Origin of the sequence: Ferruginibacter sp. SUN106 (assembly GCF_050611765.1) — a bacterium.
In the GTDB taxonomy this organism is placed as follows: domain Bacteria; phylum Bacteroidota; class Bacteroidia; order Chitinophagales; family Chitinophagaceae; genus Ferruginibacter.
Genome location: NZ_JBODJC010000002.1, coordinates 541,550 through 556,177 on the forward strand (window position 1 = coordinate 541,550; position 14,628 = coordinate 556,177).

General features: G+C 38.1%; 10 protein-coding genes. 8 read left to right on the top strand and 2 right to left on the bottom strand.

The window, feature by feature from the left end; all coding sequences use genetic code 11:
- Positions 1-106: 106 nt before the first annotated feature.
- Positions 107-3,475, bottom strand: coding sequence for a vitamin B12-dependent ribonucleotide reductase (locus ACQ334_RS08315; protein WP_430987727.1), 3,369 nt, complete (start codon positions 3,473-3,475; stop codon positions 107-109).
- A gap of 350 nt (positions 3,476-3,825) precedes the next feature.
- Here ACQ334_RS08315 and ACQ334_RS08320 point away from each other — a divergent pair, with 350 nt between their 5' ends.
- The 8 genes from ACQ334_RS08320 (at position 3,826) to ACQ334_RS08355 (ending at position 12,668) form a co-directional block, all read left to right on the top strand.
- On the top strand, positions 3,826-4,716 hold the full coding sequence (locus ACQ334_RS08320; RefSeq protein ID WP_430987728.1) for an RDD family protein: 891 nt from the start codon (positions 3,826-3,828) through the stop codon (positions 4,714-4,716).
- Positions 4,716-5,168 (top strand): D-aminoacyl-tRNA deacylase, encoded by a 453-nt coding sequence (dtd, locus tag ACQ334_RS08325; protein WP_430987729.1) that lies wholly within the window; start codon positions 4,716-4,718, stop codon positions 5,166-5,168. Before ACQ334_RS08320 ends, dtd begins: the two co-directional genes overlap by 1 nt.
- 90 nt (positions 5,169-5,258) lie before the next feature.
- A complete protein-coding gene (locus tag ACQ334_RS08330) occupies positions 5,259-5,594 on the top strand; it encodes a nucleotide pyrophosphohydrolase (protein WP_430987730.1) in 336 nt (111 codons plus the stop codon).
- Positions 5,595-5,598: 4 nt separating this feature from the next.
- Positions 5,599-6,576, top strand: a complete 978-nt coding sequence (locus ACQ334_RS08335) for a YihY/virulence factor BrkB family protein (RefSeq protein WP_430987731.1) — start codon at positions 5,599-5,601, stop codon at positions 6,574-6,576.
- A 37-nt stretch (positions 6,577-6,613) separates the two neighbouring features.
- Positions 6,614-8,152: a WG repeat-containing protein gene (locus tag ACQ334_RS08340; protein ID WP_430987732.1), complete on the top strand. Its 1,539-nt coding sequence runs from the start codon at positions 6,614-6,616 to the stop codon at positions 8,150-8,152.
- A 187-nt stretch (positions 8,153-8,339) separates the two neighbouring features.
- Entirely contained in the window at positions 8,340-9,812 is a 1,473-nt protein-coding gene (locus ACQ334_RS08345) for a glycine--tRNA ligase (protein ID WP_430987733.1), read from the top strand.
- A 125-nt stretch (positions 9,813-9,937) separates the two neighbouring features.
- Positions 9,938-10,747: a Fic family protein gene (locus tag ACQ334_RS08350; RefSeq protein WP_430987734.1), complete on the top strand. Its 810-nt coding sequence runs from the start codon at positions 9,938-9,940 to the stop codon at positions 10,745-10,747.
- Between the two features lie 76 nt (positions 10,748-10,823).
- Positions 10,824-12,668, top strand: a complete 1,845-nt coding sequence (locus ACQ334_RS08355; RefSeq protein ID WP_430987735.1) for a hypothetical protein — start codon at positions 10,824-10,826, stop codon at positions 12,666-12,668.
- An 11-nt stretch (positions 12,669-12,679) separates the two neighbouring features.
- Here the strand turns inward: ACQ334_RS08355 and ACQ334_RS08360 are convergent, their stop codons facing one another.
- On the bottom strand, positions 12,680-14,599 hold the full coding sequence (locus ACQ334_RS08360) for a DUF3857 domain-containing protein (RefSeq protein WP_430987736.1): 1,920 nt from the start codon (positions 14,597-14,599) through the stop codon (positions 12,680-12,682).
- Positions 14,600-14,628: the final 29 nt, after the last annotated feature.

Consider the following 14,628-nt stretch of genomic DNA (forward strand, 5'->3'; position numbering starts at 1 on the left):
GAAATCTATACCCTGTAAATGGTATTTTGAAGAATGGCAGTCAACAAAAAACCACCAGCTTTTACGCTGATGGCTTTTTTATGTGCTTGTGTGTTCTGACGAATTATTAACTGCAACCCATGCTGTTACCGCAGTTTAAACATTTGTAACAGGTACCACTGCGTACAGTAATGTGTCCGCAGGTGTTACATGCAGGCGCATCGCTTTGCATACTTTTAGCAGCTGCATTTACCGCATCCATCGGGTTGTGTACCCTTGGTGCTGCTGCAGTACGGTGCTCTGCTTTTACAGGCTGTGGTGCTGCGCTACCCATTACCCTTACTTCACTCAACTCCGGTTTACGGTCGCCGATAGTGGGTGTGGTTTCATCCCATGGCTCATTACCTGTATTTTGTACTTCCGGTTGTTTATCTAAAACATGAACTAAATCGTTACGGCCTAAATATTCATACGCCAATGAGCGGAACATAAAGTCGATGATAGAAGTAGTTGATTTGATATTCGGATGCTCCACCATTCCACTTGGTTCAAAACGGGTGAATACAAATTTTTCTACATACTCTTCTAAAGGCACACCATATTGTAAGCCGATAGAGATAGCGATAGCAAAACAGTTAAGCATACTACGCATGGTAGCACCTTCTTTTGCCATGTCGATAAATATTTCACCTAATGTACCATCATTGTATTCGCCGGTGCGGAGGAACAATGCCTGGCCATTAATTTTTGCTTTTTGTGTAAAGCCCCTGCGTTTTGCCGGTAAAGCCCTGCGTTCAACAATCATTGCCAGCTGGCGTTTTAAAGAAGTATCGGCGCTGTTCTGTACACGTTTGTTCATTTCATCCAGCAACTCTTCAATGGTTAGTTTACCCATATCCACCATGGTAGAAATGTTAGCTGCTAATTCTGCTGCTTTATCTTCACTGATAGGGTCATCCAGTTTTTTCTTCTTATCAGATTTGTTGCTTAATGGTTGTGATAATTTAGAACCATCACGGTATAGTGCACACGCTTTTAAACCTAGTTCCCAGCTCATGCGGTATGCATCAGCAATTTCTTCCTGGGTAGCTTCGTTAGGCAGGTTAATAGTTTTAGAAATGGCACCGCTCAAGAATGGTTGTGCTGCACCCATCATGCGGATGTGGCCGTGTGCATGTATGTAACGCTGACCAATTTGTCCGCATTTATTAGCGCAATCAAAAACAGAAAGATGTTCGTCTTTTAAATAAGGCGCACCTTCCACAGTCATGGTTCCGCAGATATAAGTATTGGCTGCTTCAATTTCTTCATCACTAAATCCTAATGCTTCCAGTAAGCTCCAGCCAAAATCATTGTATTGTTCAGGTTTAAATCCTAAACGTTGCAAACAATCTTCTCCTAAAGTATATACGTTGAACACAAAACCAATTTCAAATGCAGCGCCTAAAACTTTATTTACCTTTTCAATATCTTCTGTGGTAAATCCTTTTTCCATTAATGTTTTGGCATTAATGAAAGGAGAGTTATTTAATGAAGCATGGCCTTTGGCATAGTTTACAATTTCTTCAATTTCGCTTTCGCTGTATTTTAAATTGCGTAATGCAGCAGGCACACTTTGGTTGATGATCTTGAAGTAACCACCGCCGCTTAATTTTTTAAATTTCACTAAAGCAAAATCAGGTTCTACACCGGTTGTATCGCAATCCATTACCAAACCAATGGTACCGGTTGGAGCAATTACAGTGGTTTGTGCATTACGGTAGCCATATTTTTCACCCAGCTGTACTGCATCATCCCATGCTTTGGTGGCAGCTTTCAACAAGTAATCAGGACAATATTTTGCCTGTATACCTTGTGGTTTAATTTCAATGCCTTCAAATGCATCCTGTGCATCATAAGCAGCCGCACGGTGGTTACGCATTACACGTAACATGTGGGTTTTATTTTCTTCGTATTTATCAAATGCACCCAGGAAGCCGGCCATTTCAGCAGATGTTGAATAAGCAACACCCGTCATAATTGCGGTGATAGCACCTGCAATACCTCTTGCTTCTTCACTATCATAGGCAATACCACTTACCATTAACATACTACCTAAGTTGGCAAACCCCAAACCTAATGTTCTGTAATCGTAACTTAATTGCGCTACTTCTTTACTGGGGAATTGTGCCATCAATACAGATATCTCCAGTACTACTGTCCATAAACGGCAAGTATGTTCAAAACCTTTTACATCAAAAGTGTTGGTTGATTCTTCAAAAAACTGGCGCAGGTTAACACTGGCTAAGTTACAGGCAGTGTTATCTAAGAACATGTATTCGCTGCATGGGTTAGAAGCCCTGATAGGCCCGCCTTCGGGACAAGTATGCCATTCATTAATAGTAGTATCGTATTGTGTTCCGGGATCAGCACAACGCCATGCAGCGTAATTAATTTTTTCCCACAGATCTCTTGCTTTTACTTTTCTCATCACACGGCCATCGCTCCTGCCTTTCAATTCCCATTCTCCGTCTTCATCTAATACTTTAAAGAATGAGTTAGGGATACGAACAGAGTTGTTACTGTTTTGTCCGCTGACAGTTCTGTATGCTTCGCCTTCGTAATCGTTAGAATAACCTGCAGCAATTAACGCCGCCACTTTATCTTCTTCTTTGGTTTTCCAGGTAACAAATTCTACAATTTCAGGATGATCAAGATCTAAGCAAACCATTTTAGCTGCTCTTCTTGTAGTACCACCACTCTTAATTGCACCTGCCGCACGGTCACCAATTTTTAAGAAACTCATCAAACCACTTGATGTACCGCCGCCGCTCAATTTTTCACCTTCGCCACGGATGCTGCTGAAGTTAGTACCTACACCACTACCATATTTAAAAATTCTTGCTTCACGAACCCATAGGTCCATGATGCCACCTTCGTTCACCAGGTCATCATTTACACTTAAGATAAAGCAGGCATGTGGTTGAGGACGTTCGTAGGCATTGGCAGATTTTTTTAATTGCCCGTCAATGGCATCTACATAATAATGTCCCTGAGGTTTGCCGGTAATGCCATACACTTCATGTAAGCCGGTATTAAACCATTGCGGACTGTTTGGTACGCAAGCCTGGTTTAAAATTGAATACACCAATTCGTCGTAGAAAACTTCTGCATCGTTGGGGGTTGCAAAATAATTATATCTTTCGCCCCATACCCGCCAGCAATGTGCCATGCGGTGGGCCACTTGTTTCACTGTTGTTTCTCTTCCTGTAGTACCATCTGCCTGTGGTACGCCAGCTTTTCTGAAATATTTTTGTGCCAGGATATCTGTTGCTATCTGGCTCCACTGTTTCGGCACTTCCACATTGTCCATTTGAAATACTACTTCGCCTGTTGGGTTTTTGATAACAGAGGTACGATAATCATATTCAAACATATCGTACGGACTAACACCTTCTTTAGTGAACTGGCGGCTGAATTGCAACGCCTTGGGGGATAATGGTTTCTTCGTTGACATATAATAAGTGCTTAAAGTGGGTTAAGTAATTGTTAAGCAAACGAAAATATTTGTTACAGACGAACAAACAAACTTTTTAATATTAACACTTGTGGACAAAATTGGTGGATAATTTTAAAGACGCAATCCTGTATTGCGTTTGCTCACTTTTCCCCACTTTATTAAAAAAAATGTTCGTTTAAAATCTTGTTTTTTTCAGTAAAATTTCTTTCCCTGTGTTTCAGGGCATTTTCGCTTCCGGGTGAAAATTTCAAAGTACTTTATCTGACATTTCCATCATTCCCGCCATTTATTTTTTTAATTTTTTTTGGTGTAGATAATTAGCTATTTCTTTGAGTAAAATTGTCCTGATGAACCCTAAAAAAATATACACTGTTATTGCCATTGTTTTTGCCGTTACTTACGGCTATAATTTATACTGGTTTTTCCGAACTTTAATTGATGCCGGTGATTATGGTTTTCAGATCGGTGCTTTCATCAGGTACATTCCTGTTTTTGCAGGTATAGCAGGCGTGGTTATTTTTATTGCATCGCAATTTAAACGCAGTAATTTATTGCGGATAATCATGTGCCTGGAAATAATGTCTTTTCCTTTTCTGGTATTCTGGTATGTGCAGTTTTTTTCTCAAACCTATGGGCCGGATAACAGGCCACCGGATGTAAACTGGACCTTTTATGTGGGCTGTGTAATTAACCTGTCATTAATCATATGCAGCATTACAGGACTACGGATGTTGTCTTTTAATAAAACTGCCAAGCTGAATTTTATTGAGCTGGGTAATGAACGTACCGGTCAGTTTTGGCCGGCATCGGCAGGATTGCGTTTTATCAACAGGTTGGTAGATGCAATAGTAGTTGCTTTTATCGTTCTCACTAACCTTCAGGTATTCAGTAGTCAGTTAAGGCGTCATTTTGAATTTTCTACAGAAATATTTATTGCTATTGAAATACCTGTTTTACTGATCTATTATATTGTTTTAGAAGGAATATTTAATACTACTGCAGGTAAATGTGCAACAGGTACTACCATTGTAAATGAGTATGGCGTACGCCCTGGTTTTGCAAAAATACTGGGAAGAACTTTCTGTCGCTTAATTCCCTTTGAAGCATTTAGTTTTTTTGGTGCGGAGCCGAGAGGCTGGCACGATACCATGACCAACACCTATGTAGTGGAAAGTATAAACAAAGAAGATGTGGCAATGGAAGATATCATTTTAGATGCCGAATTAAATATGCGATAATGAGAGTTGTAATTCAAAGAGTAAATAATGCATCAGTAACTATTGATGGCCATATTAAATCGGCTATCACAAAAGGCCTGCTTGTTTTAGTGGGTATAGAAGATGCAGATACTATGGAAGACATCGAATGGTTAAGCAACAAGATCATTAACCTGCGCATTTTTGATGACGACAATAAAGTGCCCAATATTTCAGTAAAAGAGGTTAATGGTGATATTTTATTGGTCAGCCAGTTTACTTTGCATGCCGCAACCAAAAAAGGAAATCGTCCCTCTTATATTAAAGCAAGCAAACCCGATGTGGCTATCCCTCTGTATGAAAAAATGATTGTGCAATTGGAAAATGACCTGGGGAAGAAAATCTTTACAGGAGAATTTGGTGCGGATATGAAAGTTTCATTGCTGAATGACGGGCCGGTGACGATTATCATTGACAGTAAAAACAAAGAATGATGGGCTAATTATACTTGCATTGCCCCTGGCTTAAGCCGGGGGCAATGCATCAAATTCCTTTCGGGCTTTAGCCCATTAAACAATGTAAGTATGAATGACATTACAATCAGGCAGGCACAACAAGATGTTGACCAATGGATAAAAACAGTTGGCGTAAAATATTTCAGTGAGTTGACCAATCTTGGCATACTAATGGAAGAAGTTGGTGAATTATCCCGGTTGATGGTGCGCCAATATGGTGAGCAATCTTTTAAAGAAAGTGATAAAGGAAAAGAGTTGAGTGATGAGATGGCAGATGTTTTGTGGGTATTGATTTGTTTAGCCAACCAAACAGGTGTAGATTTAACGACTGCGCTGCAAAAGAATTTTGAAAAGAAAAATATAAGGGATGGAGAAAGGCATAAGAACAATGATAAATTAAAATGACCACATGAAATTTTCAGTAAAAGATATATGGACAATCACTAAACAATCCTTTGCTGATTTTATAGACACCAAAGTGTTTAAGCTGAGTGCAGCGCTGGCTTTTTATACGATATTTTCTTTGCCTGCTATGCTCATCATCATTATTTCTGTCAGTGATATTTTTTATGGCAGGGCTGCAATAGAAGGCACATTATACCACCAGATATCAGCCTTTGTGGGTACCGATGCCGCTATACAAATTCAACAAACTATACGTGGCGCAGCTTTATCCAACAACAGTAATTTTGCAGCTATTGTTGGTATCATTACTTTATTGTTTGGTGCCACCAGTGTATTCAGTGAAATACAGGATTCGATTAACCTGATATGGAAATTAAAAGCCAGGCCCAAAAAAGGAAAAGGTTTTATTAAGATGGTGCTCAACCGTTTGCTTTCTTTTTCCATAGTAGTAAGCCTTAGTTTTTTATTGCTCGTCTCTTTACTCATCAATGGAGCCATGGATGCATTGATCAATCATCTTACTAAAATGTTTCCGCAGCTAACGGTGATACTGGTGTATATCCTTAACCTGGTACTCACCTTTGGCATTACCGCATTACTATTCGCCATGATATTTAAAGTGCTGCCCGATGCCAGGATAAGGTGGAGACATGTAAGAGCAGGTGCTTTTACTACCGCTGCACTTTTTATGGTGGGTAAATTTTTAATTGGTTATTACCTGGGACATAGCAAAATGTCCAGCACTTATGGCACAGCAGGTTCTGTAATTGTAATGTTGTTGTGGGTATATTACTCTGCTATGATATTGTATTTTGGAGCAGTGTTCACGCATGTGTATGCTGTGCATACCGGCTCAAGAATCTATCCCAATGATTATGCGGTATGGGTACAGCAGATAGAAGTGGAATCTGTAAAATCTATTCAGCAGCAGCCGGAAGAAAAGGCAGTGATAAAAACACCGGATGTGCCGCCTGTAGCATAATTTTATTGCAATATTCTAATCAAACAAAAATTATTTAATGGGGTTTAAGTTTTCGGCAATAGCCACTACAGACACGTTCTCAGCCAATGAAATGGATTCTTTTTCCTGCCGTTTTTTTTGCAACAGATTAATGTTTGAAAAAGAAGTTTATCTTGAAGAGAGCATGACTATCAATTATAACATTGAGTATATTGATATTTTATTTTTAGAAAAGGGAACACTTATTTTTGGCGCTTCTCCTAAAGCTTTAGAAAAACTTGACGCAAGGAAAAATTCGTTTGGCAACAAAACAGGGTCGTTTGCTGTTGAAGAAACATCAATGGTTTATACTGTTGATTATTTTGAAAACATTGAAACTAAAATTTCATTAATAGAATTCAACGGGAATAAAATAAATAAGCAAATAAATAATTTTGGCATTGCGTATTCCAACGGTTTTGATTTAATGATTGAATTAATAAAATCGATTATTGGCAGCAGCATTTATGAATTAGAACCTGGTTTAAAATTATCCCGTTATAAATTTACCAACGAAGCACCCGGGCTTAGTGAAGCTGATAAAAAATGGCTGGTTGAATTAAATAACGAAACTGATAGACAAACCGAACTCCGGGATCAATATGATCACACTTCTCCGTATATTAATGGAGTTGCAAAAGCAAGGATAGGCAACAAGTATGGACTGATTGATGAAAGTGGCAAAAAACTTAGCCGTTTTAAATATGATAGTATAGAAGATGTAGAACACGGAGGCATTGCCAGGTGTTCCGTTAACAGCAAATGGGGCTATGTTAATTCAAAAGGAGAAGAATTTATTCCTGCAGATTATGATGAAATTAAACCATTCGCAGAGGGATTGGCCGCCGTTAAAAATAATAATAAGTATGGATTCATAAACATGCACAATAACACCGTTATTCCATTACAATACGAATATGCAGGACATTTTAAAAATGGATTTGCGGCTGTTAAGCTGAATGATAAATACGGTTTTATTAACCCTTCCGGAAATGAAATGACCGCATTTATTTATGATGATACCTGGGGTTATAATGGAGAGTGTGCATTCGTATACCTTAACAATACCTGGAGTGCAATAGATATCAATGGAAATATCTTAAGAACTTTTGATTATGAACAGGTTTTTGCCTGGAATTCAACAGATGAATTAATCAGTGTTCAAAACGATGGGTTGTGGGGATGCATAGACCGGAATTTCAATCTTAAAATTCCTTGCATTTATAACACCTGGCTTATTTTTAATGAAGGATTGTCGCCTGTAAGCAGAAGCATGGCGAGAAAGAGTGACCCGGAAAATGTTTTTGAAAGAATTTCTTACGTGAATTTAAATGGAGAAGAAATAATCCCTTATCTATATGACGAAGGTGGCTTGTTTAAGAACGGAATGGCCAAAGTAAGATCAGGAGATAAATGGGGCTATATAGATACCGGTGGCAACCTGGCAATACCGCTTTTATATGATGTAGCGCAGGACTTTGAGAACGGTATTGCAATAGTAGAGAGCAATTCAAAAAAAATAAAAATAAACGCTAAGGGAGAAGAGCAACCCAGGTAGATTTATCATTCATTATATATTTTAGCTCCCAATATGTCATTTACGCTTTGGTAAAAGTTCAATAAAGATTTTCTGTACAAGTGAGTGACACAACGATGCCGGCCATAGCTGCTGTTTTAGCCCGGCTCATAAAAATAGCGCAGCTTATTTTTATGAGCCGCTAATCAATCTTTATATTTGCAGCATTATGGCAAACGAAACAAACAATTTTCAGGAACTTATTGCGCACTGCAAGGAATACGGTTACATTTTTCAAAGCAGTGAAATTTATGATGGTCTTGCAGCAGTATATGATTATGGCCAGAATGGTGCCCAGTTAAAAAAGAATATCCGGGATTACTGGTGGAAAAGTATGACGCAGCTGCACGACAATATCGTGGGTATTGATGCGGCCATCTTTATGCACCCTACTACATGGAAGGCCAGTGGCCACGTAGATAATTTCAGCGACCCGATGATTGATAATAAAGACAGTAACAAACGTTACCGTGTAGATCATCTGATTGAAGGGTATGCAGATGAGCTGCAAGCTGCAGGCCGCAAGGGAGAAGCAGAAGAACTACTGGCTGCTATGGATTTGCTGCTATCCAAAGATGATTATGCAGGATTGAAAAAATTAATTGAAGACAATAAAATAAAATGCGCCGTTAGCAAAACCAGCAACTGGACAGATGTACGCCAGTTTAACCTGATGTTCTCCACAGAATTTGGTGCTGTGGCAGCAGATAACCCGGAAGACAATAAAGTGTATTTACGCCCCGAAACTGCTCAGGGTATTTTTGTAAACTTTTTAAATGTGCAAAAAACCGGCCGTATGAAAATACCTTTTGGTATCGCACAAACCGGTAAGGCTTTCCGTAATGAAATTGTAGCAAGGCAATTTATTTTCAGGATGAGAGAATTTGAACAAATGGAAATGCAGTTCTTCATTCGCCCCGGCTCACAAATGGAATGGTATAATTTCTGGAAAGAAGAAAGAAAAGCATGGCATGAAAGTTTGGGTATACCTGCAGCGAAATTGCGTTTTCATGACCATGTAAAATTAGCGCATTATGCAGATGCTGCGCTGGATATAGAATTTGAATTTCCTTTTGGCTGGAAAGAACTGGAAGGTATCCACAGCCGTACTGATTTTGATCTGACCCAACATCAGACCTACAGCAGAAAAAAAATACAGTATTTCGATAATGATATCAATCCTGAAACCGGCAAAGCTTATGGTAATTATGTGCCGTATGTGTTAGAAACTTCTGTTGGTTTAGATCGTTTGTTTTTAACCATTATGAGTTTAGCTTATGCCGAAGAAAAATGGCTGAAAGAAGATGGTACCGAAGATAGCCGTGTAGTGTTACGCATTCCTGCAAAAATTGCACCTACCAAACTAGCCATTCTTCCATTGATAAAAAAAGATGGCTTGCCCGAAATTGCAAGAGACCTGATGAATGATTGCAAAGGTAGTTTCATGTGTTTTTACGAAGAGAAAGATGCCATTGGTAAACGCTATCGCCGCATGGATGCCATTGGTACACCGTTTTGTGTAACTATCGATCATCAAACAAAAGAAGATAATACCGTTACCATTCGCTACAGGGATACCATGGTGCAGGAAAGAATTGCGTTGAGTGAAGTAAAGAAACTGGTGTTGGAGAAAATAATTTAATAATAACTACCCGATATTTTGTACCTGCTGTAATAAAATACAGCAGGTTTTTTATTCCTGTAATAAAGGCAATAATCAATGCAGTTATATTCTAATCACAAATATCTTTGTAGATTTACATCTAAGTGAACGAACAAACCATTATATCATTAATCGAAAAATTTCAATCCTTAAATTTATCTGCTATAATAGACTTTGATAAATTTAATGGCTATGCTATTACCCATCACTCCACCACCATTGAAGGCAGCACATTAACCGAAATTGAAACAAGGCTTTTATTAGATGAAGGTATCACACCTGCGGGCAAACCACTGCTGCATAGCCTGATGGTGCAGGACCATTACAATGCATTATTGTTAGTTACGCAAAAAGCCAAAGAAAAAATTGCAGTTACCCCCCAATTTATACAACAGATAAATGCTACTGTAATGAAACAAACAGGCAGCATTTACCAGACTGTATTTGGAGAGCTGAATGCTACAAAAGGCGTTTTCAGAAAAGGAAATGTAAGTGCAGGCAGCACCTATTTTGTGGGCTACGAAAAAGTTGAACCGCTGGTAAAAAAGCTTTGCACCGGTATTAATGAAAAAATAAGTACCTCCAATTCAGTAATAGAAAAACTGAATGTTTGCTTTGATGCTCATTTTGATCTGGTAACTATTCACCCCTTTTATGATGGCAATGGCAGAACCAGCCGCCTGCTGATGAATTACCTCCAGTTGTTTTTTGATTTGCCATTGAGCATTGTTTTTAAAGAAGACAAAGCCGCTTACTTTGAAGCATTGCAACAAACAAGAAAGGAAGAAAATATTACGCTCTTTCAAAATTTTATGTACACACAGTATGCCAGGTACCTGCAGCAGGAAATTGATAAATTTGAACAATCCCAAAAAAGCGGAACAAAAGGTAAAGGTTTTTCATTTGTATTTTAATTTCAAAACAATAACCCACCTTTTCAGTGAAGAATAATAATTTAGTCTTACCTTAATTTTCAGCTAAAGCCTTTTTATGAAAAAAATTGTATTGAGTATTGTTGTAAGTCTGCTAAGCATTGTTGTTGTTGCCCAGCATAAAATACCCACTTACTACGATGTTTTAAAAACTTTTTTTACAAAATATACTACTGAGGAGAGTTATGACAATTTTACCAGTTTTGCCAAAAAAAAAGATGGCTGGTATGTGCAACAAATAAACAGGATAAAAAAAGAGGCACTGCTTAGTGAAAAAATATTCTGGAGCCTTGCAGATGGAATGTACCGTGATTTAACGAATACTTATTCCACAACCTCTGACAGTCTTGAGTTTGAAACCAAACTGGAACCTTATCTGCAGGATGGCTGGTATAACTACGATCATATCCGTTATTACGGTTACAAAAACTGGCAGCGTGATATGATCAGCGATTTTGGTAATGCCGGCAATCTTTCTGATACAATGTTAGATGGCCTGGGCAGGGCTTATGATAATATGGCTTATACTTACTTATGGAGCCAGGGTGGCTCTTACGAGTCAGATGATTCATTGCAAACGCCATTGAAAAGAACACAGTTTCCTTCTGATGCAAGAGTGGAAAAAGTAAAATTAAATATCAATCATGGTATTGAGCAGTTTGAAAAACTAAATGCATTAAATCCAAGTTATCAAACTTTAATAGGGAACGGCAACCTGAAATTATTTAATGAATACATGAATTACTACAACCAGTTATTCATGTGTGGCCGTGATGAAGAAGCTAAACGATACATGGATAAAATTTCTCTTGATGAACGTTACATCAAGCAGGCAAAAAACTATTTAAACTCCTGCGACAAAAATGCTATCCTGTTTACCTATGGTGATAATGATACCTACCAATTATGGTATGTGCAGGAAAAATTAAATTACAGAAAAGATATCGTTGTCATCAACAACAGTTTATTAGGCTTGCCTGTTTACCCGGTATTGCTAAGAAAAAAAGGGTTGGTTAGTTTTTCAACACCTGAATCGTATTTAGAAGATGTCGCATCAGACATCGCTTATTTTGAAGAACCAAAAGACAAGACAAAAACGGTTAAGCCATTATCATTGCATGAGTTTATCAAATCCATTTATTCAAAAAAGCTATTGCTATCGGCCCTGCAGGAAAACGGTGCAGCTGCTGCTTATGCTTCAAAAAAAATTATTATTCCCCCGGCTATTGCAACCGCTAAGCCGGTTACTATTGAACTTAAGAACTATTTGTTCATCAACGATTTTCTGATCCTGGATATCATTGATAATAATATTTTAAAACGCCCCATTTATACTACCAATGCTGCTGATGATTATTTCAGCAATTATCTTTCGCCATCGGGCATTGTGTACAAAATAAATTTTTCCAGAAAACCCGGCACCGATCCTGATACGAGAGAAATAAAAGACCTGGAGAAATTTATCACTGAAAAACACATGACCGTTACAAGCAATTATAAAGCAGCGCAAAGCTTTGTTTCTTTTGATGGAGATAATACCTTGGTGACAATACATATGGCTATCATTCAGTACTACCTGGCTAAAAAAGATACCGGCAATGCTAAAAAATGGGTGGAATTGATGGCCGGTAAATTCAATGACCTTTCCATTAATCAACCTTTAGCCTGCAAAGTGCTCGGCTTCCTGGCTGCACAAACGGGTAATAAGGTGCTGGCAAAAAAAGCTATAGAATGGGATGCCAAAAACACTTTTGATGCTTACCAGGATCCATCTGCCTTAAAAGGGTTTTACTCCCGGAAAAACTGTGTGGATTACATCAACAGGCTACAACTTAGCCTTCAGAATATTAATGAAACCAGTACTGTGGTATCAGATATCTACCAGAAACTATATGTAGAATAAGTTAAACCAATTTATTTTTTCTTCAGTACCACCGGCTCCTTTAAATAGTCAAACATCTTTTTATATACTTCCATTAAAACAGGGTATTCGTCTACGGTATATAAGCTCTTTTTAAAATCAAACATCAGCATACAGGTCACCGAATTATTTTCTTTATCATAAGTTACTGATTTACTAAACACAATATCTTTATCAGGCGTGGTCATCCTTATATTTTTCGGCAATGCATCTATGGTATAGTTGGCAGGTAAGGTAACGGTAGCAAAAGTGCTGATGGTTCTTTTATACCCAAAATTTATATTGCTGAAACGGCTGGCCCTGGTAAAAGGATTGTTTTCAAAGCCCGAAAACATGTTTACCGGCAGGTACAAATACTGGTCTCCGCCTGTAAGGTTGGTATTGAATTTAAAATTTTGTTCCGCAGGTAACGAATCATTGTCCTGGTTTAAAAATTCAAAATCTTTTACCGTAACTCCATTCTTCTGATAAAAAAAGTTCACATATTTTTCCTGTCCCTCTTTTTTAAATGCACTCAGCCTTTTTATACGGGAATACCCTTCACTTTTTATATACACTTCTCCTGAAAGAACACCACTGGTATCAAGTTGCATTTGTGCACTTATATAATCACTATACTGCAAAGAGTCGTTGGTAATACTAACTAATCCGCCATTTTTTTTGTGTACGATCAATGCTGTGGTATTAAGAATACCATTGGGAGTTATATGTGCCGGTGTATAAGTATCTGTAGCATCCAGGTAATACTTTTTTCCTTTTATTACCACACAGGCAACAGTTGAATTAAACTGATCCACAAAAGGCACCTGTGCATTTACTTTGCCATACGACCTTTCGCTTACCAGAACCGGGTAAGCTTCCAGGTCTGCATCTTTTAAAAGGTTCACCAATATCAGGTTTATTTCTCCGCTGGTGCCTTTCTTTTTCTCCCAGGGATCTTTCACCCCATCATAGGCATTTCTGCTGTGTATATTATTCCAGCTCATATTGCTACGAACGTATTTATAAACAGCTTTCATTTTATCTTCCTCTGCTGTAAGTTTTTTTACCTCGTCGGTAAATGATCCCGTACCGGGAATATTTTTCCCTAATTGAACTCCAAACTCTTTCGTGGTAAGTAATTCCCTGATCACTTCATCCCAGGAAGTCATATAATTTGTTTTTCCAAAACCGGTATTATAACCACTCAATTGAAAATCTACCTTCTGTATATAATCCTTCCTGGCATCCATATACGGCTCATCAGTAAGCCCGGGGATATTATTCATCTCAAAATACACTTTACCACTTTCTTTATCCGTTTTTGCAATTACAGCAAGGTCTTCCCTTTTACTAATGCGATAACTAAACTCCAGGTTGGGCAGCACTGTAAGTGTGTATTTACTTTTTACCGTTGGCAATTCCTGTTGAAAATACCAATCCTGCAAGCCGCCATAATGCTTCATAAAACTCCGGTACTTATACTCAATAATGCTACCTACTTTTATATTGGGAAAAGTAAATGTTACTACACCCAAACGGTCATTAAAATCACGGGTATAAAAATCTTTTTTAGATAATTTTTGTGTTGTAATGTTTGCCGGGTCATTTCCATTAATTACAACTGCTTCCAGCCTGTCTATAAATTCAAAATCATCTTTCCTGTAAAAGTGCAGTGACACATTGGCTTCATCAAAACCTTTTTCTTTTAAAATTTTTATCCGTACATGATGGTACGTAAGCAGGTGACGTTCGTCATCATGATCAGAAATGGCCTCATCCAGCAATACCACCGCATTGGCATCTTTATCAAATGCGCATTCTTTCAGTTGCAATTCTTCTGCACTTACATTTCCAAAATCAGGAAACTCCTGCGCCTGTACTGCAAATGGTGCCATTAAAACCAGTAAAATTAAAAAGAGTATGTTTTTCATTGTACAAATTAATTAATTGTATAAAAGAC

Bases quoted from the DNA above. Each gene is read 5' to 3' on its own strand.
- ACQ334_RS08330 (WP_430987730.1), top strand. From the start codon at position 5,259: ATGAATGACATTACAATCAGGCAGGCACAACAAGATGTTGACCAATGG.
- ACQ334_RS08315 (WP_430987727.1), bottom strand. From the start codon at position 3,475: ATGTCAACGAAGAAACCATTATCCCCCAAGGCGTTGCAATTCAGCCGC.
- ACQ334_RS08320 (WP_430987728.1), top strand. From the start codon at position 3,826: ATGAACCCTAAAAAAATATACACTGTTATTGCCATTGTTTTTGCCGTT.
- ACQ334_RS08360 (WP_430987736.1), bottom strand. From the start codon at position 14,599: ATGAAAAACATACTCTTTTTAATTTTACTGGTTTTAATGGCACCATTT.
- ACQ334_RS08345 (WP_430987733.1), top strand. From the start codon at position 8,340: ATGGCAAACGAAACAAACAATTTTCAGGAACTTATTGCGCACTGCAAG.
- dtd (WP_430987729.1), top strand. From the start codon at position 4,716: ATGAGAGTTGTAATTCAAAGAGTAAATAATGCATCAGTAACTATTGAT.
- ACQ334_RS08340 (WP_430987732.1), top strand. From the start codon at position 6,614: ATGGGGTTTAAGTTTTCGGCAATAGCCACTACAGACACGTTCTCAGCC.
- ACQ334_RS08355 (WP_430987735.1), top strand. From the start codon at position 10,824: ATGAAAAAAATTGTATTGAGTATTGTTGTAAGTCTGCTAAGCATTGTT.
- ACQ334_RS08335 (WP_430987731.1), top strand. From the start codon at position 5,599: ATGAAATTTTCAGTAAAAGATATATGGACAATCACTAAACAATCCTTT.